Genomic DNA, 18,291 nt, shown 5'->3' with positions numbered 1-18,291 from the left:
ATTTATTTCCTATATATTAAGTTACAAAGTAATATGATTCCATAACGTTTGTCAATCATCAAAAATGATGATTTTTGATGGAAAAATCATTATAAATGGGGATGACAGAGGAAACAGAAAATGAATTTAAATAAACGCTTCTTCCTAAATTGAGGGAAATCACAATGGATATCCCGCAAAGTTCCCTATCTTTGGAGATAGATTAATACTTACAGTATCTTCCTTACATATTGCAGGATTTTGATTATATTACATTCAGATACAATGAATTGATAAAGAAATATCCCGAACAAAAAACATTGTTTGAAAATTACATAAAAAAGCAGTGTGAAGATTATGAAACTTTATAGAACTGTGTAGTTTGTTTGACAATAATGATAAAAGAGAAAACAGTTTGATGACAAAGAATGCTATTGAACCAAAGTCGAAGATGTGGAACCTATGGCATGGCTGTCATAAGTTAAGTACAGGTTGTAAGTATTGCTATGTATACCGCGGTGACTCAAAGCGGGGCATTGACAGTAGTGTTGTTTCCAGAACAAAGAATTTCGATTTGTCTGTGCAGAAAAAGCGGAATGGAGAATACAAAATCCCCTCGGGAGTGATGGTTTACACTTGTTTTACTTCTGACTTCTTTTTAGAGGATGCCGATCCATGGTGTGCGGAAGCATGGGAAATGATACGTCTTCGAAATGATTTGACATTTATGATGATAACCAAGCGTATCGACCGCTTGCATGAATCATTACCTGAGGACTGGGGCGACGGTTATGATCATGTAACCATTTGTTGTACAGTTGAAAATCAGGACAGAGCGGATTATCGCCTGCCTATCTATAAAGCAGCACCTATAAAACACAAAATCATTATTTGCGAACCGCTTTTGGAACGCATAGATTTATCCTCATACAATATCGGTTCATGGGTTGAGCAAGTGGTCGCCGGAGGAGAATCGGGATACAATGCCCGTACATGTAATTTCGATTGGATCATAGATTTACACAACTTATGTATCGGGCAAAACGTTTCGTTCTGGTTCAAACAAACCGGAGCCAGGTTCGTCAAAGACGGAAAATTATACCATATAGACCGTCGTTTACAACATTCACAGGCTCGCAGGGCGGGGATTAATTTTAATGCGATAAAATGATAGAATAGACTCTCGCCGGTTCGGATAGTAAAAACGGATAGGACTAAATACTAATAAAGGCTTGTTATCGATTAAGATGGCGGGCTTGCTCTTTTTGTATGTCACATCCGGTACAGCCGCCACAATGGGAGGGGTCTCTTTCGGTAAAAAAGAAGCGATAGACTACCCGTGCGAGGATGATCCCTACAGCGATACCGATAATGATAACGATAAAAAGTTGTATATCCATACGATTAAAACAGGATTGTTACTTGAAAAGTTTTTAGATAGACCTAAATTAACAGGCTTCCTACCTGATATACCAGAAATGCTATAAACCAGGCGAGGCCGGTAGAATATAGTACGCTGAACAGTGCCCATCTCCAGGAGTGTGACTCTTCCTTGATGGCTACTACCGAGGCCACGCAGGGGAAGTAGATCAATACAAAAAGCAAAAAGCCGGCTACCACGAGAGGAGTGAAAATGGGTGATCCGTCGGAATAAGATTCTGCTTTCAACCGGTGTTGTAATGACTGCTGATCCTCACTATCGCCGGTATAAAGCACTCCCATAGTGCTGATGACAATCTCTTTAGCCGCCATCCCTGAGAGTAGGCTTACAGATATTTTCCAGTCGAACCCGAGTGGACGCATCACCGGCTCAATAAATCTTCCGATATTTCCGATATAGGAATTTTCCTGATGCGATGTATTGCGGCTATGCTCTATCTCCGTTACCATATCTTCTCTCTCCTCACTACTGATCTCATTTCTGTCATATTGTGCATCGACCATGGCTATTTTGTTGTCGAATGCAGCATCTCTCTCCTCATTCTGAGGAAAATAACCTAAGAACCAGATCACGATAGAGGCTATCAAAATAGGACCTCCCATTTTCCGCAGGTACTGACTTGACCGGTCCCACATATGCGTAAGAATGGACTTGCTGGTCGGCATCCGGTAAGGAGGGAGCTCCATTACGAACGGTGTTTCCTCTTCCTTGAAAGCGGTCTTGCGGAGTAATCTTGCCGTGAATGCTGCAATCAAAATGCCAAAGGCATATAATCCAAGCATTACCAGACTTCCGTATTTAGGTATGAATGCGCTGACGAAAAGAATATAAACCGGTAACCGGGCGCTGCATGACATGAATGGCACAATGAACATGGTGATCATGCGGCTGCTCCTACTCTCAATGGTACGTGTAGCCATAATAGCCGGAACATTACAACCAAATCCCATAATAAGCGGGATAAACGATTTCCCATGCAGGCCAATCCTGTGCATTAACTTGTCCATGATAAAAGCAGCGCGCGCCATATAACCAGAATCTTCCATGAAAGCGATGAAAAGGTACAATATCACAATATTGGGAAGGAAGACAATGACGCCTCCCACACCTCCGATGATGCCGTCTACGATCAATGCTTTCAGAGGACCTTCCGACATATTGTTTCTGATGAGATTACCTAATTGTTCCACCAGCCACTCGATCCATTCCATTGGGTAATTACCCAGGCGGAAGGTTGCTTCGAACATAACCCATAAAAACAAGAAAAAGAGGGGGAAACCGATATATTTATGGGTTACGAAAGTGTCTATAAGTTTTGTTTTATCGGAGAAGAGAGTCTTTTCCGTAAGTGTTTCTTTCAGTCCACCGGCAATGAAGCCATACCTTGCATTGGTGAAGGCTGCCTCTGGGTCTTCTCGCAGCAATTTCTCAATATAAGTACGCTCTTTATCCCTTCGGGTGATGATTTTTTCCTTTTGCTCCAATTTGCGAACCCTCTTCTCGATATCGCTATCTCCTTCAAGCAGCTTGATGCAGATATAACGTAGCGGCATATTCCATTCGGCATAGGCAGCTGATCCGATGCTATTGAATTCCCGCTCCATGATGCTGATGGATTTTTCCAAAACCCTTCCATAGGGAATCTGAACATAATCGTGCTCTTCCTTTTTGTACACATCAATTACTTTCTCGAGCAACTGGGGAATTCCCTCACCCCTCTTGCCTACGGTAGGAACAATAGGAATATCGATTAGTGAGGAGAATGTTTCATAGTCGAATGTACGGCCGCTTCCTTCCAGTTCATCGTACATGTTCAGGGCGATCACCATCGGAACCTGCAGGTCGATCAGTTCTGTGGTGAGATAGAGATTCCGTTCCGGAGCAGATGCCGATACCACGTTCACGATTACATCAGGCTTTTCCTCCAGGATATGTTTCCGGACGAACAACTCTTCAGGGGTATATGCCGACAGCGAATAGGTTCCGGGAAGATCTACCAGTGTAAACTCATATCCGTTGTGACGCAAGGTTCCTTCTTTTGAATCGACGGTCACTCCTCCATAGTTACCCACGTGCTCGTGTGCACCGGATGCCAGATTAAAAATGGTGGTCTTTCCCGAATTGGGATTACCCAGAAGTGCAACTTTTATCCTTTTTTCGGGATGAGATCCGTTATTCTTATAAGGAGGCATCCTGTATTCCGTTTCATCGCCATTATTCTTTTCAGTATCGGTTATAAATTGTTCGTCAGACCGCGATTCTTCTCTGTATAAGGTTTCATTTCGGACATCCCCCGCGAGCATGGATATTTCAATCATTACGGCCTCACTCCGGCGAAGCGATACTTCGTACTCCATGATCTCGTATTTGATAGGATCCTTCAATGGAGCGTTCAGTATCGATTTGACTTCCTCGCCACGCACAAACCCCATTTCGAGGATGCGTTTCCTGAAAGCCCCGCTGCCATTTACTTTTACGATGTATGCTTTTTGTCCGGTTTGTAGTTCTGAAAGACGCATTAATGACTGAATTTTTTGATTTGGCTTGCAAAGATAGGTCTTTTTACCGTTTTTTATTTATGCTGATTTCACCAATGCATTTGGGCTGCAAAGAAACAAATTTTTTCATCTCAATACCATCCCGTAAAATGAGTATATTTTTGTAAGAATATACTATAAAAAGGGGATGCTATTTGTATGTTTTTCACTTTATCTCGTTTTTCAATGCCGTTTTTTCTTTGTATTTTTGCGAACAATAATTATGACCGGACCAATTCATTCACTTTCCGGGTTATTGATAGTGAAAGAAGGGAGGTCCTGCTTACAGATATGTCCAGAATAACAGATTGGAAACGATAAAAATTATATAAATATTAAACGTAGGATTTATGGATTACAGAATTGAGAAGGATACGCTGGGTGAGGTGCAGGTGCCTGCCGACAAGCTATGGGGTGCACAAACCGAGCGGTCGCGTAACAATTTTAAGATTGGAAGCCCCGCTTCCATGCCGTTGGAAATCATTTACGGGTTTGCTTACCTGAAAAAGGGAGCGGCGTATGCCAACCATGAACTGGGTGTATTGTCACAGGAGAAACGCGATTATATCGCGCAGGTGTGCGATGAGATTCTGGAAGGTAAGCTCGATGACCAGTTTCCACTGGTTATCTGGCAGACAGGATCGGGAACGCAGAGTAATATGAACGTGAACGAAGTGATTGCTCATCGTGCCCATCAACTGGCAGGAAAAACAGTAGGAGAGGGAGAAAAAACACTGCAGCCCAATGATGATGTGAACAAGTCGCAGTCATCAAACGACACGTTCCCCACCGGAATGCATATTGCTTGCTACAAGAAGATTGTAGAGGTGACTCTGCCGGGGTTGCGTCAGTTACAGAAAGCACTGGCTGTCAAATCGAAAGAGATGGAAGAGGTGGTGAAGATCGGACGGACACACCTTATGGATGCCACCCCCCTTACGTTGGGACAGGAATTCAGCGGGTATGCCGCTCAACTGGAATATGGTATCAAGGCTATTGAAAACACATTGCCGCACCTGGCTGAACTCGCCCTTGGTGGTACTGCAGTAGGAACGGGATTGAACACACCCAAAAATTATGATGTGACCGTGGCACGTTACATTGCCGAATTTACCGGTCTTCCTTTTGTAACTGCCCCGAACAAATTTGAGGCACTTGCGTCTCATGACGCTGTGGTAGAAACACACGGAGCACTGAAGCAGGTAGCCGTGGCACTCAATAAGATAGCCAACGATATCCGTCTGCTGGCTTCCGGGCCGAGAAGTGGTATCGGCGAGATCATCATCCCGGCTAATGAACCCGGATCGTCGATCATGCCTGGAAAAGTGAATCCTACCCAATGCGAGGCGCTCACCATGGTCTGCGCTCAGGTGATCGGAAACGACATGGCAATTGCCGTAGGTGGAATGCAGGGTCATTTCGAACTGAACGTTTTCAAGCCGGTGATGGCGGCTAACTTCCTGCAGAGTGCACAACTCCTGGGAGATGCTGCCGTATCGTTCGATATCCACTGTGTATCGGGCATTGAACCTAACAAACCCCGTATTAAGGAATTGCTGAACAATTCTTTGATGCTGGTAACTGCTTTGAATACGAAGATCGGTTATTATAAAGCAGCCGAGATAGCAAATGCTGCCCACAAGAATGGAACAACACTCAAAGAAGAGGCCGTTCGACTGGGTTATGTCTCTGCCGAAGATTTCGACAAGTGGGTGCGCCCCGAAGATATGATCAAATCGCTGGATTGATATAGAGGCGATCATCCTTGATCGGATAAAAGAAGAGAGCGTGTTGTAAGCTATTGCTTATGACACGCTCTCTCGCATTATATATAGGAATATCTGCCCTGATGTTTTGTTTACTGCCGTGATATTTCTTTACGGCACAAAACTAACTTTAGTTTAATATTTTTCCGGTTTCGTCTGTTTTTATTTTTACTTCGGAATTGCCTTTTTCAAGTTCCAACAGGTAGTAATTACCCTGGGGAGTCTCTACAAAATCGGCATCATCGATATGATATCCCATGTAGGCAGGATCGTTCACGATGTTTCTGACAGCCTCGGGCAATCCGGAAACTGCTACATCCCATGATGTATACAGCCAATTGATCTTCAGGTCGAAAACAACATCCTTACTCAGATTATTATGAATGATATCTGCTTCGATGGTTTGGTTGTCTTCCCGCTCAATCTTCACGACCTGTGCACCCGGATATTTGTTTTCAATAAAGGCTTTAATATCCTTGCTCTCAGTGTTGGATACAAAGTCGTCCTCACAGCTCAAAAATGGTAATGTTATTATAGCCAGAGCTAACATTATTACGTGCTTTTGTAGTTTCATTGTTTTTATTTTTTAGAAGTTAGAAATTTGAAATCAAATTGGCACATTGACTCCACTTCGTTCCGTCGAACGTTGTTTGGGGCATTAACAAATTAGCACATTCATTTAATCGTCAATATCAATTACATTAAAATTAGCGTCGAATTCCAGTTCCATGCCATTCAATAATTCGATCTCGTGCCGGTTTCGACTCTTTTTCTCTATTTTGGTTATTTTTAAATCGGGATAATTTGTCCTCACATAATCAGCGATTTGCGGAGGCACTACTTCCGAAGGAAGTTCGGTGTACTTGCAATCAATCTCTTTCCATATCCCTTTCCTGTCAAATTCTGCTTTGTTTCCATTGGTGAAAATGACTTCATAGCTTTTTCCCGAAAATTCACGCTCCATTTTAACCAATGCTACGGACTGGTTGGGGAAATATTTTTTGATCATCTGTTGAGACTTGGCCGGCAGTTGATCAAAACTGATAGGTCTGTCGTTGCCGGCTTGGGTTGATACCTGAATAGCAGCCACGCATAGGAATAGAAGAATTAATTTTTTCATTTGTAATTTCTTTTTATTTCAGTGAATACATTGGCAAAGCTATAACTTGATTCTGAAAAGAAAATGAAATTTTTTACCGGGAGATTTCAAAACGATGAAAATTATTCTCAAAAGCATAGCTTATATGTAGCTTTTCCAAATCGCATGTCGATTTGATCAAGGCCAAGCCCAGCCCTGAGGATTCGGGTTTTTTATTCCCCTGGTAGAATCTCTTGAAAATAAGTTGGGAGTCAAGGGCGAATTCCTGTCCGCTATTTTTGATAACAAGTTTCGACGAAGAGATTTCGATAACGATCTTTCCATTTGCGATGTTGTGGACAAAAGCATTTTTGATAATGTTGTTGACCAGTATATCAGCCAACGTTTCATTCATTATTACTTTAAATATACCGGATTCCCTGATTTCAACTTCTATATTCATATGGGCATACACTTCCTGATAGTCGTTGATATTCTTTTTTATGATGGAATTTAACTCAATCTGATGTGTGCCGGGAAACTGCCTGTTTTCTATTTTGGAGAGCAGTAGTAGTGTTTTATTTAACCGGGTGATCTGTTCAAGGGTCTGGAGTGTTTTCGACAACTCTTCCAGTTGGGTTTCGGTGAGGGACTCGTCTTCCATCAGGTTTTCCAGTCGGTTGCGGCATACGGCCAGGGGAGTTTGTATTTCATGGGAGGCGTTCCCGATGAATAGTTTTTGTTCCTCGAAAACTTCCTCACTGCGTTGCATGCTTTTGACGACTGCCTCGTTCAGTCTCTTGAATTCGGTGATGCCCGTATCATTGTTTAAAGGAGTGTTTTCTTTTCCTATCTTGTATCTGTTGAGCCATGCAAGTAATTTATGCAGAGGACGGTTACTCTGGTGATATATCCAGACATTGATCAGGAGGATGCAAAATAAAAGTCCGAAATACAGAAAGATCATCCAGTAAAGGATAGCCTCCTTGAGATCTTTTTTTTCAATGGTGGGTATAGCGACAACCAATTCGTAGTATTTTCCGTTTTCATCCCTGTAAACGGTAGTGAGTATACGAGCCGGCTCTGTTTCCCTTTTGAGTGGTATATATATCATGGAATCGATATAATGAATATGGGGTTTGCTTTGTGCCTCCCCGGCTGTTATTTCTTTCAGGTAATATTGGTTATTTGAGTTGTTACTTTCAGAAGGCATTTCTTCTCCTGCAAGCTGACGCATGATGATCTGTTCGGAGTAATCTTCCAGTGAGTCGTCGGTTTCATCGTTTATTTCATCGATCATCCTCATATAAAAGAAGACGGCCCATATAGCCAGGACAATACTGAGTATAATGCTCAAACGGATGATGATATGGTAGATCAGTTTCATTAGCGATTATTCAATAATTAGTTTGTAGCCGATACCGTATACGACTTTTATTTCTATGCTTGCCCCGTATTCTTTCAGTTTCTTCCTCAGGTTTTTGATCTGTGCATAAATGAAATCGAAATTATCGACCTGATCGATATGATCGCCCCATACCGCTTCTGCGAGCGTGTGCTTATTGATCAGCCGGTTGCTGCGATTTGCAAAATAGAAAAGTATGTCGTATTCCTTGCGGTTAAGATCCATATCCTTGTCTCCAACTATAACCTTGAATCCATCAGGATAAATTTTCACATTGCCTATCTCAATGGCCATGTTGCCGTCCTGTTGTTTCCGTCGTATAACACTCCTGATCCGGGCTATCAGTTCGGCCAGATGAAAGGGTTTAGCCAGATAGTCATCTGCGCCCAGTTCCAGCCCTCCAATTTTATCTTCCAGTGCGTCATTAGCCGAGATAATGATCACACTGTCCGGTTTTTGCATTTTCTTTAAAGCTTCCAGTATCAATAACCCGTTACCATCGGGAAGCATAATATCCAACAGGATACAATCGTATTCGTAATCTTCGATCTTCCGAAGGGCCGATTGATAGGTTGAAGCACATTCCACCACATATCTTTCTCTTTCCAGGGTTCGCCTGATCAACTCCTGCAGGGAGGGTTCGTCTTCTACTATCAATATCTTCATATGACCATTTATATTTAGAGTCAAGAACCAAGATCCAAGATATAAAACCTGGAACTTGGGAGCAAAGAACGGCATAATTTCTGAATTAAATCTGAAAAATCTTTTTAAGTCGTATCAATGATTTTTTTGTATTTGTCTGAAGGTAATAGATCATAAAATCAGGTGGTTAATATAATCAGACAAGCGAATAGTCCAATCAGTATTATAGCTAAAAGGATACAAATAATAATCTCGAGCCACTTTTCACTGGCTTGATTCTTCTTTTTCATGCGATTAGTTTACCTTTCTCATCCATACTTTATTGATTTTTTATCAGTGTATGGAAGTTATAATGATTCCGTTCCTTTAAAGAAGTGATATATGTATTTTCTTCTATTTATCTGAATGACGGACTGATTTGTGTGGTTTCCTTATACTTGCAAGACACACTCTACGAACCCCAGATATCCTTAATTCCATATTCAGCGAAGATAGATTCTATTAACTCCTTTTCGTGTACCTTCAGGGAGTACACACCCCGTATACGATATCCGAGCCCCTGCGATGTTCGAATACCAAGCGCCTGCATTAATTTAGCCTTAACTTCAGCCAAATCTTTTACCTGTACTTGCCCGAGGCCTTTCTGAAACGAATTTCTTTCCATTTTTTATGTATTAGTTAAGGAAATAGCGTTTTCCTGCTATTTCAAAAGTGAAATAAAAACGTTTACTTTGTAATAATTTATTTCGTTTTGCAAATATCAATAATATTATTGATATAAACAAATAAAATGATTGCTTTTTTCTATGGAAAATGAAACTATTTTTGACAGAATTGCTCAAATTATTGAAATTGAGTGTAATGGGGTACCTGCACAATTTGCGAAAAAAATCGGATCAAAAGATCAAACTGTCAGGAATATTGTTGTAAATAGAAGAAGCTATCCCGGATATGAGATGTTATTAAAAATCATCCAATCAATTGATTGGTTAAATCCGGATTGGTTGATCACCGGCAGAGGAGAAATGAGAAAGGGACATGATAAAAGCAATCAAGTGATCACAGAACCGGAGGCTCATTATGAAACTGATATCAACCGGCAATTAATCAATATTATCGATTCACAGCAACGCACCATTGAGAATTTAACCAGTTATAAAAAAACCGACAAATAACTTTTTCATCTTTATAGAATATAGGATGCGCCTTGGCACTGCTCAAACAAGTTTGGCACTGCTGTCGGCTTTCACTATCTTTGTGCCTCAAAACGGTGGAAAAATGGCGAAAAAAAGAAAACAACTACCCTTACTGGAAAATATATTGATTACTGATGTGGCAGCCGAGGGTAAGGCGATTGCCAAAGTGGACGGCAGGGCTGTTTTCATCCCTTTTGCTGTGCCCGGAGATGTGGTGGATATTCAGTTGACACGGAAAAAGAATAGTTTTGCCGAGGGTAGGGTAATACGTTTCGAGAAATATTCCGAAAACAGGACTGAGCCGTTTTGTATTCATTTTGGGGTGTGCGGTGGATGCAAGTGGCAGATGTTGCCTTATGAAAGGCAGTTGAAGCATAAACAGCAGCAGGTGACGGATAACCTTGAGCGGATAGGAAAGATCGATCTGCCCGACTTTAACCCCATTCTGGGTGCACCTCATGCAACCTTTTACAGGAATAAACTGGAATTCACCTTTTCCAATAAGAAATGGTTGACCGAAGCACAAGTCGCCAGCAACGAAACGTTCGACAATATGAATGCACTGGGTTTTCATATTCCCGGTATGTTCGATAAAGTGTTGAATATCGATAAATGCTGGCTTCAGGATGACCTCTCTAACCAGATAAGGAATGCAGTCCGGGAGTTTTGCCTGGAGAACGGCTACACCTTTTTCGACCTTCGCAACCAGGTAGGACTGATGCGTACGCTCATCATCCGCAACAGTTCCATTGGAGAATGGATGGTGATTGTGGTATTTTATGAAGATGATCCGGAGAAAAGGGAGAAACTGATGAATTTTATTGCCGGAGAATTTCCGCAAATCACTTCATTACTCTATATCGTCAACCAAAAAGCCAACGATACGATCACCGATCAGGAAGTGATTGTCTGGCGTGGTCGCGATTATATTTACGAAGAGATGGAAGGGCTTAAATTCAAAATCGGTCCCAAATCGTTTTTCCAGACCAATAGCGAACAGGCATATAATCTTTATAAAGTAGCGCGTGATTTTGCACAATTGTCAGGAAAGGAGACGGTCTACGACCTTTACACCGGTACCGGCAGCATTGCCAATTTCGTGGCGCGGAATGCCAAAAAGGTGGTGGGGATAGAATATGTGCCGGAAGCCATCTACGATGCACATGAGAACTCCCGCCTGAACGGAATCGGGAATACACTCTTTTTTGCAGGTGATATGAAAGATGTACTCACCGCCGATTTTATTTCTGAGCATGGGTGTCCCGATGTGATTATCACCGATCCGCCCCGTGCAGGTATGCATAACGACGTAATTGATGCGATCCTTTTGGCTGAACCGGTGCGGATTGTGTATGTAAGTTGTAATCCTGCTACACAGGCACGCGATCTGAGTTTGCTCGACGGAAAGTACAGGATTACCCGTGTGCAACCCGTCGATATGTTCCCCCACACGCATCATGTGGAAAATGTGGTGTTGCTGGAAAAAAGATAAATTTTGTACAGTCCGGCGGCAATAGATAACAGGAAGTTATCGGCTGACTGCCTCTACACTATACCCCAATTTCCTTAATCCTTCAATCAGTCCGTCATCTCCCGGCAGGTGCAGGCAGCCGACAGCAATAAATGAGGATTTTTCTTCCATAATAGAGGGTAATTTCTCTAACCACTTCCTGTTGCGGTCGCCGTTCAGCACATTTTTCTCCTCCTCCGTAGAAGGACAGGGATCGTTGGGTATTTCCTTTTCGTAGAGTTTTCGCAGGGACTGGATATCCTGAGCATGGTAAGCGACCTGCATTTCATCCATCTGTTCTTTCAACAGTTCCGGATGTTTTATCATACAGGTCAGCATTTCTGCCTGACGCTCCAATGATTGTGAATTCAGCAGGACGTAGATCTGGTCTTCAGCGGTTTCAAGCCCCACTACAGGCCGTGAGCGCTTCAGTGCCTCTTCCTGAAAGTAATAATCTATGTTTTGTGCCGAAGCTACGGAAGGATAATATCGCTGGTAGAGTGAGATGGAGATCAGATTGGATAACATTGCCGGTTTCAGTTGTCCCAACTGGTCGAGACCTACTCCTACCACAGCGTGGAGCATACTGTCCAGCAGCGCTGCATCCTCAGTAGAGAGCAATGTCCCGTAGGTAACTTCCGGTGGAAGCATGCCTTCACCCATGATTTTCATCTGCATCTCCGACATGTCACTCATATCGAGTTCACCTACCGTCTGCTCCGTTTCTTCGAAAGCGGCCTCAATTCCGGGGATACTGTCCAGGAAAGAGACTGGCACAAGATGATGTGAGCCGAAGATGTAGGAGGGTTTCTGCAAACCGTTCCCCGATATTTTCCATAACAGGGAATTTCCCTTCTCAGTGGATGCTCCGGTGGAACAGGAGAGTAATAAAAATATCGCTGTTATAGCGATAAAGGCTTTTTTATAGTTCATATTTTTTTCTTTGTAATGTCTATGGAATCCCCATAATTAAAAAATCAGGTTGGATTGATTATTAATAATTTAGTGAAGTTTACTGTACTTTTGCGAAACCGGCATCAGGGGAATTCCCGAAACGTTCTTTTCCTATTCCCAGGAAATCGAATAAAAACCAGAAGATTGTGAAAGAAGGTATCACATCGGTGACTGGTAACAACTCTTCAACGAAAGTGATCAGTGAGGTGTATTTTCCTCTTTTTTCTCCGAACATTTTATAACTGATAGAGGCGGCTATGGGCGCCCAAACGACGTCCAGGAATGGGCCGACAACAGGAATGGCCAGGGATGCCATACCCACGGCATCCAGTAATACGCATTTGATCAGCTTTTTATACTTATTGTCCATAAGAGTTTGTTTTATACATCGTGCAATAAAAGTAGATAAAATTTTGGTGTTAGAGTCTTTTTTCAGTAAAAGGTTTATCCAATTACGTAAAATCCGGATTTTTTTTAGTGTAGGGATCATATAGGTGATAAAAAATAGCCGGAAACGATATTCGGCTATTGTAAGGTTAAACTAAAAAAGAGAATACAGTTTTTATGGCCTTGGTGTAATTGTTTGTTCTATTGTTTTTTGTTAATTATTAGGAAAATATTGTCAGATATATTCGATAAATTGACAGGGAGTTTCCAATTGTATTTTTTATTCCAGAGCAGGAGCAACAGGGATTAAACGGCTGATATAACCAGCTATATGTGCTCTGGGAGCATCATTCAAAACAAAGCCTCCCAATGAAACCGAAGGGGACTGTGCTAAAACCATCTGGTCTTTTTTGTCGATAATTCCATCTACTATTGTGTGGGTAGCTACCAGCATAGATTCGACAACTAAGGGAAATATACCTTCATTTTCTGTCAGTTCACCGGAGGAATAGAAGCCCTTTTTCAGTCCGTTTATTTTCCATTGCGTGGAAAAAACATCGTAATTCATCCATTTTCTCGTGAAATTTACCAATAAAACGTCCATTTGTATTTTCTGTATCTCTGTTCCGGGCTGAACAGGTACGGGTTTCCATTTCCCGTCATTCCCCAGTATATTCCATGTAAGGGATTGCACGCCGTTGATGGTCAAAAATTCCATGCTTCCGTTCTCCTCCCTGTCATTTTTTTGCAGGTCTATATCCAGATGTATCAGGTTTGCCTTGTCCGATAGTAGGTCATACCAATTGTAAGGATCTGTCTCGACCAGATACCAATCGTCGGGAAAGCCGGCTCTACCTGACTTTTTGGATAGTGTAAAATTTTCCCGTGCTTGAGTAAGTACACGCTGTGTATAACTGTCTTCCTTCGATTGGGGCATGGCGGCATGCAGTAAACTGTTCCATACATTCGTAAGGGAATTGCCACTATCCTCAAAAAAAGGTGTTACCGATGGAATCCGGTTTGCCAAAGCAGACAAAAGAATAGCCGGCCCATAGTCGCCTTCTGGGTTGTATGAGGATATTGGTTCCCGGTACCGTTTCAAATCCAGTGTCTCGGGGAAAGGGTTGAGTTGTACGATTTTATGGACCCTAGCCGTCCGCGCCGACCGTAATAATGGCCTTTTCTGTTCCAACTTCTCAGACAAAGCCGTCGCGAATGCTATTGATATGGATGGCATATATTATTTTCCTGGTTTTTAAAGAGAAAACAGCATAAAACCTCATACGGGCTTTATGCTGCCTGATTATCCTTATACTTCCTGTGGTGAGAATGGAACCACACGGCTTACCCATGCGATAATCTGCATACCGGGTACTTTGATTGTTCCATTTTGAAAATCTGAATTGAGCTTTTCTTCAGTCTTCCCATATCCGTACGAGCCGCCGATGCTGAATGGGCCGAACCCTACAGAAGCTCTTCCGGTTACCGCTTGCTTAATAAATTCCGCATCCTCGTGTGAGAATTCGGCCCTTATTTTGATATCCTTGGCTATGATGAATGCCACGGGATACATCGGCAAATAGCCTGCCTTATTGGAAGTGTCTATTTTACCGTTCGAGATGCCGCCTTTCGTCTTTACTAAATTGGTGGACCAGGAAGGTAGTCTGAATAGGGACTCGTTGAACCACGGACGCATGATATTTACTTTGGCAATTTTGCAGGAAATCGAGAGGCTATCCGTGTCGGTACTGCTATTCTTATGTTCAAAATTACCCTCTGCCGAGGCTCTGACCCTCCATAGCCCATAATTTACAGTTGTGTCCACACCGAATCTGTGTTCCGTACTTTTTGACCTTTGTTTGGTATTTCCCCCGCTGATTTCGAGTTCTGTAAAATTCAGGTTCTTATCGTCCGTCCAGTTTGCCGGTGAAGGATAGGAAAACAGCCATTTGTTAACTAACCCCAGGGAAGAGGCGATCCATCTGTCATCTTTTACCGCTTCCTGTGCTTTGGTAAGAGCCACACGAATTCCGTCATTTACGGTTGTCTCCATAATCTGGAGAGCCTGTTCAACATATTTGCCGTTCCCGGCAGTAATATTTTGTAAAGCCCTTTTTATATCATTAGCCAGCTTCGGTTCACTTGCCTGCCACTCGCGATCGGCATTTTTCTTCCCTTTTTCCAACTTCGCCAGATATTTATTGTATTCATCACGATATTTCCCCGTAGCATTTACGTAATCATCTATATTCTTTTGATATGTAATATAGTCTTGAGAATCTGTCACGCTTGTTGTTTCCTCACCTGTGAAGGGATTCACCTCCTTGATTACCGGATGCAGATAGTTATATGCCTTTTCATACATATCCTTTGCCTTTTCATCGGGTTGTGTGTTGGCATTTGCACTATTGACAATATTGGCAAATGTTTCGGATAGCGGGCTGTTCGAATTTTCCCATTCCAGTGTGAGTGGCGAAATCTGATCGACCATCCGTGCAAACTCTTCGGATGTTTTCTGATCGCCCAAAGGATTGGACGGTGTTCTCGGGTTAGCAAACGATTTCACATCCACCGCGGCGTTTTTTGAAAAATGGATAAATGTCTCATCTTCCGTAAACGGGTTTTTACCTCCTTGCGGTTGGTAGGTGACCGCATCAAAAAGGCGGTCATAGATTGCTTCGAGCAGTTGCTTTTCTTGTTCTTGTGTCATAATGGATAAACTTTAAATTATTAAAAATATTGAGGGCATAGTTGGCTTTTAAGCCGGTTTCAGAAGTTAATATACGCTTGTTTTTAAATTAAAGTAATAGCTTTTCCCTGCTTCAAACCCTTTTGGCATAAATGAAAGCTGATTGTTGAACGATAATCCGAAGTAGGTTCCAAGCCTATCTTGTGAGTAATTAGTGCCTGTCTCAGTTTGAGTTACAATTTGAGTTTCAAACGTTAACCTGTGGTTTGCCAAATCGGAGGGTACGCCTGTTGGTGAAATCGGCACAAAGAAATCTATTTCCCTATGGGTTCCTTTATCTACAAAGGATAGATCACCGAAAACATGCAGATTGGTTTGTTTGGATGGCTCAATGGGGGTGAGCGAATCGTCATCCATTTCTTCCAGGTAAGCCTCCACCGGGAAGAAGGGGAAAGTATTGGATGGAAGTGGATGAATGAGACCGGCGTAATCCAATGCTCGTAGTGTCAAGCCACTCAAGTAGCCTTCTATGGGAGCCTCTTCATTCTCTATGATATGGAATCGCGCTACTGACGAAAGGTGTTTGAACCGGAGGTTGATAGCGCCGCCGCTCTCTTCTCCAATTTCAATATCTTCCGCTTTCGCTTTCATAAACATATAATCTTTCAGGTGTGCAGAGGATGCCTTCCATTTCCATTTTGATAATTTCGATAGATGGTTTTTCGTATGCCGGAGTGTATTGTTCTCCGGCAGGATTGCATTGATTTGTTTCCATTGTTTTTTAGTTAAATAGTGGAATTAATTATTGTTATAGTTTACGCTTATTTCATCTTTTGGGAATCTCCGGACGGCTCGCGCTGTTTTCCCCTAAATTGGCTTTGGAAATCGAGGGGTGAAGGAAACTCAAAGCGACTAACTTTAATGAATGATTTTTTAGTGGCACAAATATATTTCGGAGACCCCAAAAGCCATGCGACAATTCGTCCGGAAAATGCGACAATTGATATGTGCCTGTATATAAACTGTATATGTCTGTGTTTTTCAGGTAATCAAATTGCTGAACAATATAATTGACATTGTAACTTTATGCGATTGCTGCTTTGCGATAGTCTTTGGGAGACATATTGTATCTGGACTGGAACTGGCGTTGGAAAGTGCGTACTGTCCCGAAACCCACCTTTTCGGAGATCTCTTCTATGGTCAGATCCGAACCTTCAAGCAAGGGGATGGCATCCTTCAGCCGAAGAAAATTTAAATATTCAGGGAATGACATGCCAAAACAATACTGGAAAGCGTCTATGAACAGATCCTTATTACTGCCTAAACGTTTACTCAGGTGATCACGGGTTATGGTCGGGTCCCGGTATGCCTTTTCTTTAAGCAGCACATCACGGATAGCCATGCAGAGTTGATCTTTCCGTGTTTCAGGGCAAAGGTGGTTATCGGTATCTTCTATCCCGAAGCTGGTCTTATTGAGTAATTCTGTTTCTGCCCTCTCATGTTGGGTCTGGAGCTCTTTTATCTGTTTTACCAAAGCTTTATTTTTCTTTGTGATCTGACGGTTATAATAGATCCATATACCGAGTGTAATGATTAATAGGATATATCCGGCAAGAGCGAAATACATAAAGTTGCGTACTCTTTCTTTTTCTGCTATGTGCTTATCCACCTCATATTGGGTGCGAAGTTCGTCAAGTTGCCTGTCATATGAGATACAACGCAGTGAGTCGATGTATTCCACTGTTTCTTCGGTTTCGGCCCAGGTCAAAGGCGCGTTTTCCATACGTGATAAAATCCTTACTTTGGTAAACCGCGCATAAGTATAAGTGGGATCTGTTTCAATGGCTTTGTTGATATATGCCAATGCCTTTGAATAATCGCCCCTTGCCTCCCATATATGCGAATGCAGATAGGTGATGTTTCCCAGTGATACGGCATCGCGCCCATGCAGGCTGTCTATCCGGTTGCAATAAGCCTCTGCTTTGTCATATTCACCTTTGGAGTTGTAGGCAAAAGCATATAGCGTCCATAAATTCATCTTATCAGTATTGTGGTCTTTGTGCTTATCTTCCGTGCTAAGTTTTTCCAGAAGCTCTTCAGTCTGTCCGGCCATATCAAAAAACTCATCGAAACGTCCGGTGGCCTGCAACATATTGCATAATTCGGCATACATCCCTCTCCTGCAATAACTGAGGATCTGTTGTTTATAAGCTATATACATTGCATCTGTAAGTGCATGTTCTTTGAGAAATGCCAGTGTGTTATCTATATTTTTATCTACTTCATCAAAATGATTCATACGTAAATTGGCAATCAGGTTATTAAGCATAATATCCCCCTGCTGCTTAGTGGCGTTTTGATTACGTGCTTCCGTTGCATATTCGGTTGACAGAGCAAAAAAATCCTCCAATGAAGCATCGTCGAACAGGTTATCCATATAAATTGTATGTAGCCTGTCGTAAGCATTCAATTTTTCTTCTCCCGTTAGCGAAGGAATAACATTAAGTAATGAATCCTTAGTGTGTGTCAATCCCTCCTGTGTGAAAGCCGGAAAAGACAACAGTCGGAAAAATAAAAAAAGAGATATAAATGCCCTGTAATTGCACCTCATTCTATTGCGGATATAACATTTATGCAATATATGTTAATCTGTGATTATAGATTTCCCCTATATGTATTTGATCGTGTCTATGGCAAATTTATT

17 protein-coding genes are annotated in these 18,291 nt (G+C 42.1%); 4 read left to right on the top strand and 13 right to left on the bottom strand.

The window, feature by feature from the left end:
* Positions 1 to 397: 397 nt before the first annotated feature.
* Positions 398 to 1,150 carry a DUF5131 family protein gene (locus tag F597_RS0108755; protein WP_026327293.1) on the top strand — a complete coding sequence of 251 codons (753 nt, stop codon included), beginning with the start codon at positions 398 to 400 and terminating at the stop codon, positions 1,148 to 1,150.
* Between the two features lie 64 nt (positions 1,151 to 1,214).
* Here F597_RS0108755 and F597_RS22350 read toward each other — a convergent pair whose 3' ends face one another.
* Both F597_RS22350 and feoB read right to left on the bottom strand, forming a co-directional pair.
* Positions 1,215 to 1,379: a FeoB-associated Cys-rich membrane protein gene (locus tag F597_RS22350; protein WP_139224201.1), complete on the bottom strand. Its 165-nt coding sequence runs from the start codon at positions 1,377 to 1,379 to the stop codon at positions 1,215 to 1,217.
* A gap of 43 nt (positions 1,380 to 1,422) precedes the next feature.
* Positions 1,423 to 3,939: a ferrous iron transport protein B gene (gene feoB, locus F597_RS0108750; protein WP_019539354.1), complete on the bottom strand. Its 2,517-nt coding sequence runs from the start codon at positions 3,937 to 3,939 to the stop codon at positions 1,423 to 1,425.
* Between the two features lie 368 nt (positions 3,940 to 4,307).
* Here feoB and fumC point away from each other — a divergent pair, with 368 nt between their 5' ends.
* Complete coding sequence (gene fumC / locus F597_RS0108745) at positions 4,308 to 5,705, top strand: class II fumarate hydratase (protein ID WP_019539353.1); 1,398 nt, start codon at positions 4,308 to 4,310, stop codon at positions 5,703 to 5,705.
* Between the two features lie 148 nt (positions 5,706 to 5,853).
* On the opposite strand, the gene F597_RS20450 is transcribed toward fumC, so the two are convergent.
* The 4 genes from F597_RS20450 to F597_RS0108725 all read right to left on the bottom strand — a co-directional run bounded on the left by F597_RS20450 (position 5,854) and on the right by F597_RS0108725 (position 8,872).
* Positions 5,854 to 6,297, bottom strand: a complete 444-nt coding sequence (locus F597_RS20450; protein WP_081624350.1) for a PepSY-like domain-containing protein — start codon at positions 6,295 to 6,297, stop codon at positions 5,854 to 5,856.
* Between the two features lie 105 nt (positions 6,298 to 6,402).
* The gene (locus tag F597_RS0108735) at positions 6,403 to 6,843 is read right to left on the bottom strand and encodes a PepSY-like domain-containing protein (protein WP_026327292.1); all 441 of its coding nucleotides are present in this window, start codon (positions 6,841 to 6,843) and stop codon (positions 6,403 to 6,405) included.
* Positions 6,844 to 6,916: 73 nt separating this feature from the next.
* Positions 6,917 to 8,188, bottom strand: a complete 1,272-nt coding sequence (locus tag F597_RS0108730; RefSeq protein WP_019539350.1) for a sensor histidine kinase — start codon at positions 8,186 to 8,188, stop codon at positions 6,917 to 6,919.
* 6 nt (positions 8,189 to 8,194) lie between these two features.
* A complete protein-coding gene (locus tag F597_RS0108725; RefSeq protein WP_026327291.1) occupies positions 8,195 to 8,872 on the bottom strand; it encodes a response regulator transcription factor in 678 nt (225 codons plus the stop codon).
* 785 nt (positions 8,873 to 9,657) lie between these two features.
* On the opposite strand from F597_RS0108725, the gene F597_RS21600 reads away from it, so the two are divergent.
* Positions 9,658 to 10,026, top strand: coding sequence for a hypothetical protein (locus tag F597_RS21600; RefSeq protein ID WP_019539347.1), 369 nt, complete (start codon positions 9,658 to 9,660; stop codon positions 10,024 to 10,026).
* A 103-nt stretch (positions 10,027 to 10,129) separates the two neighbouring features.
* The gene (gene rlmD / locus F597_RS0108705; RefSeq protein ID WP_026327290.1) at positions 10,130 to 11,539 is read left to right on the top strand and encodes a 23S rRNA (uracil(1939)-C(5))-methyltransferase RlmD; all 1,410 of its coding nucleotides are present in this window, start codon (positions 10,130 to 10,132) and stop codon (positions 11,537 to 11,539) included.
* A 36-nt stretch (positions 11,540 to 11,575) separates the two neighbouring features.
* Here the strand turns inward: rlmD and F597_RS0108700 are convergent, their stop codons facing one another.
* The 7 genes from F597_RS0108700 to F597_RS0108670 all read right to left on the bottom strand — a co-directional run bounded on the left by F597_RS0108700 (position 11,576) and on the right by F597_RS0108670 (position 18,198).
* Positions 11,576 to 12,490: a TraB/GumN family protein gene (locus F597_RS0108700; RefSeq protein ID WP_019539345.1), complete on the bottom strand. Its 915-nt coding sequence runs from the start codon at positions 12,488 to 12,490 to the stop codon at positions 11,576 to 11,578.
* Between the two features lie 79 nt (positions 12,491 to 12,569).
* On the bottom strand, positions 12,570 to 12,881 hold the full coding sequence (locus tag F597_RS20440) for a hypothetical protein (RefSeq protein ID WP_044060190.1): 312 nt from the start codon (positions 12,879 to 12,881) through the stop codon (positions 12,570 to 12,572).
* 297 nt (positions 12,882 to 13,178) lie between these two features.
* The gene (locus F597_RS0108690; protein WP_019539343.1) at positions 13,179 to 14,135 is read right to left on the bottom strand and encodes a hypothetical protein; all 957 of its coding nucleotides are present in this window, start codon (positions 14,133 to 14,135) and stop codon (positions 13,179 to 13,181) included.
* Between the two features lie 72 nt (positions 14,136 to 14,207).
* Complete coding sequence (locus F597_RS0108685) at positions 14,208 to 15,608, bottom strand: hypothetical protein (protein WP_019539342.1); 1,401 nt, start codon at positions 15,606 to 15,608, stop codon at positions 14,208 to 14,210.
* Between the two features lie 66 nt (positions 15,609 to 15,674).
* Positions 15,675 to 16,238, bottom strand: coding sequence for a hypothetical protein (locus F597_RS0108680; protein WP_019539341.1), 564 nt, complete (start codon positions 16,236 to 16,238; stop codon positions 15,675 to 15,677).
* A complete protein-coding gene (locus F597_RS22345) occupies positions 16,213 to 16,362 on the bottom strand; it encodes a hypothetical protein (protein WP_019539340.1) in 150 nt (49 codons plus the stop codon). Before F597_RS22345 ends, F597_RS0108680 begins: the two co-directional genes overlap by 26 nt.
* 309 nt (positions 16,363 to 16,671) lie before the next feature.
* Positions 16,672 to 18,198: a helix-turn-helix domain-containing protein gene (locus tag F597_RS0108670; RefSeq protein ID WP_019539339.1), complete on the bottom strand. Its 1,527-nt coding sequence runs from the start codon at positions 18,196 to 18,198 to the stop codon at positions 16,672 to 16,674.
* Between the last annotated feature and the right edge of the window lie 93 nt (positions 18,199 to 18,291).

The organism is Proteiniphilum acetatigenes DSM 18083 (genome assembly GCF_000380985.1).
GTDB classification, from domain to species: Bacteria; Bacteroidota; Bacteroidia; order Bacteroidales; family Dysgonomonadaceae; genus Proteiniphilum; species Proteiniphilum acetatigenes.
The sequence above is the reverse complement of the archived record's forward strand: the minus strand, read 5'-3'. Positions and strand labels throughout refer to the sequence as shown.

What these genes read in the sequence shown, in the direction of transcription:
- F597_RS0108725 (WP_026327291.1), bottom strand. Translation starts at nt 8,872, where the DNA reads ATGAAGATATTGATAGTAGAAGACGAACCCTCCCTGCAGGAGTTGATC.
- F597_RS0108730 (WP_019539350.1), bottom strand. Translation starts at nt 8,188, where the DNA reads ATGAAACTGATCTACCATATCATCATCCGTTTGAGCATTATACTCAGT.
- fumC (WP_019539353.1), top strand. Translation starts at nt 4,308, where the DNA reads ATGGATTACAGAATTGAGAAGGATACGCTGGGTGAGGTGCAGGTGCCT.
- F597_RS0108690 (WP_019539343.1), bottom strand. Translation starts at nt 14,135, where the DNA reads ATGCCATCCATATCAATAGCATTCGCGACGGCTTTGTCTGAGAAGTTG.
- F597_RS0108685 (WP_019539342.1), bottom strand. Translation starts at nt 15,608, where the DNA reads ATGACACAAGAACAAGAAAAGCAACTGCTCGAAGCAATCTATGACCGC.
- F597_RS0108735 (WP_026327292.1), bottom strand. Translation starts at nt 6,843, where the DNA reads ATGAAAAAATTAATTCTTCTATTCCTATGCGTGGCTGCTATTCAGGTA.
- F597_RS0108755 (WP_026327293.1), top strand. Translation starts at nt 398, where the DNA reads ATGACAAAGAATGCTATTGAACCAAAGTCGAAGATGTGGAACCTATGG.
- F597_RS0108680 (WP_019539341.1), bottom strand. Translation starts at nt 16,238, where the DNA reads ATGAAAGCGAAAGCGGAAGATATTGAAATTGGAGAAGAGAGCGGCGGC.
- F597_RS20440 (WP_044060190.1), bottom strand. Translation starts at nt 12,881, where the DNA reads ATGGACAATAAGTATAAAAAGCTGATCAAATGCGTATTACTGGATGCC.
- F597_RS21600 (WP_019539347.1), top strand. Translation starts at nt 9,658, where the DNA reads ATGGAAAATGAAACTATTTTTGACAGAATTGCTCAAATTATTGAAATT.
- F597_RS0108670 (WP_019539339.1), bottom strand. Translation starts at nt 18,198, where the DNA reads ATGAGGTGCAATTACAGGGCATTTATATCTCTTTTTTTATTTTTCCGA.
- feoB (WP_019539354.1), bottom strand. Translation starts at nt 3,939, where the DNA reads ATGCGTCTTTCAGAACTACAAACCGGACAAAAAGCATACATCGTAAAA.
- F597_RS20450 (WP_081624350.1), bottom strand. Translation starts at nt 6,297, where the DNA reads ATGAAACTACAAAAGCACGTAATAATGTTAGCTCTGGCTATAATAACA.
- F597_RS0108700 (WP_019539345.1), bottom strand. Translation starts at nt 12,490, where the DNA reads ATGAACTATAAAAAAGCCTTTATCGCTATAACAGCGATATTTTTATTA.
- F597_RS22350 (WP_139224201.1), bottom strand. Translation starts at nt 1,379, where the DNA reads ATGGATATACAACTTTTTATCGTTATCATTATCGGTATCGCTGTAGGG.
- F597_RS22345 (WP_019539340.1), bottom strand. Translation starts at nt 16,362, where the DNA reads ATGGAAACAAATCAATGCAATCCTGCCGGAGAACAATACACTCCGGCA.
- rlmD (WP_026327290.1), top strand. Translation starts at nt 10,130, where the DNA reads ATGGCGAAAAAAAGAAAACAACTACCCTTACTGGAAAATATATTGATT.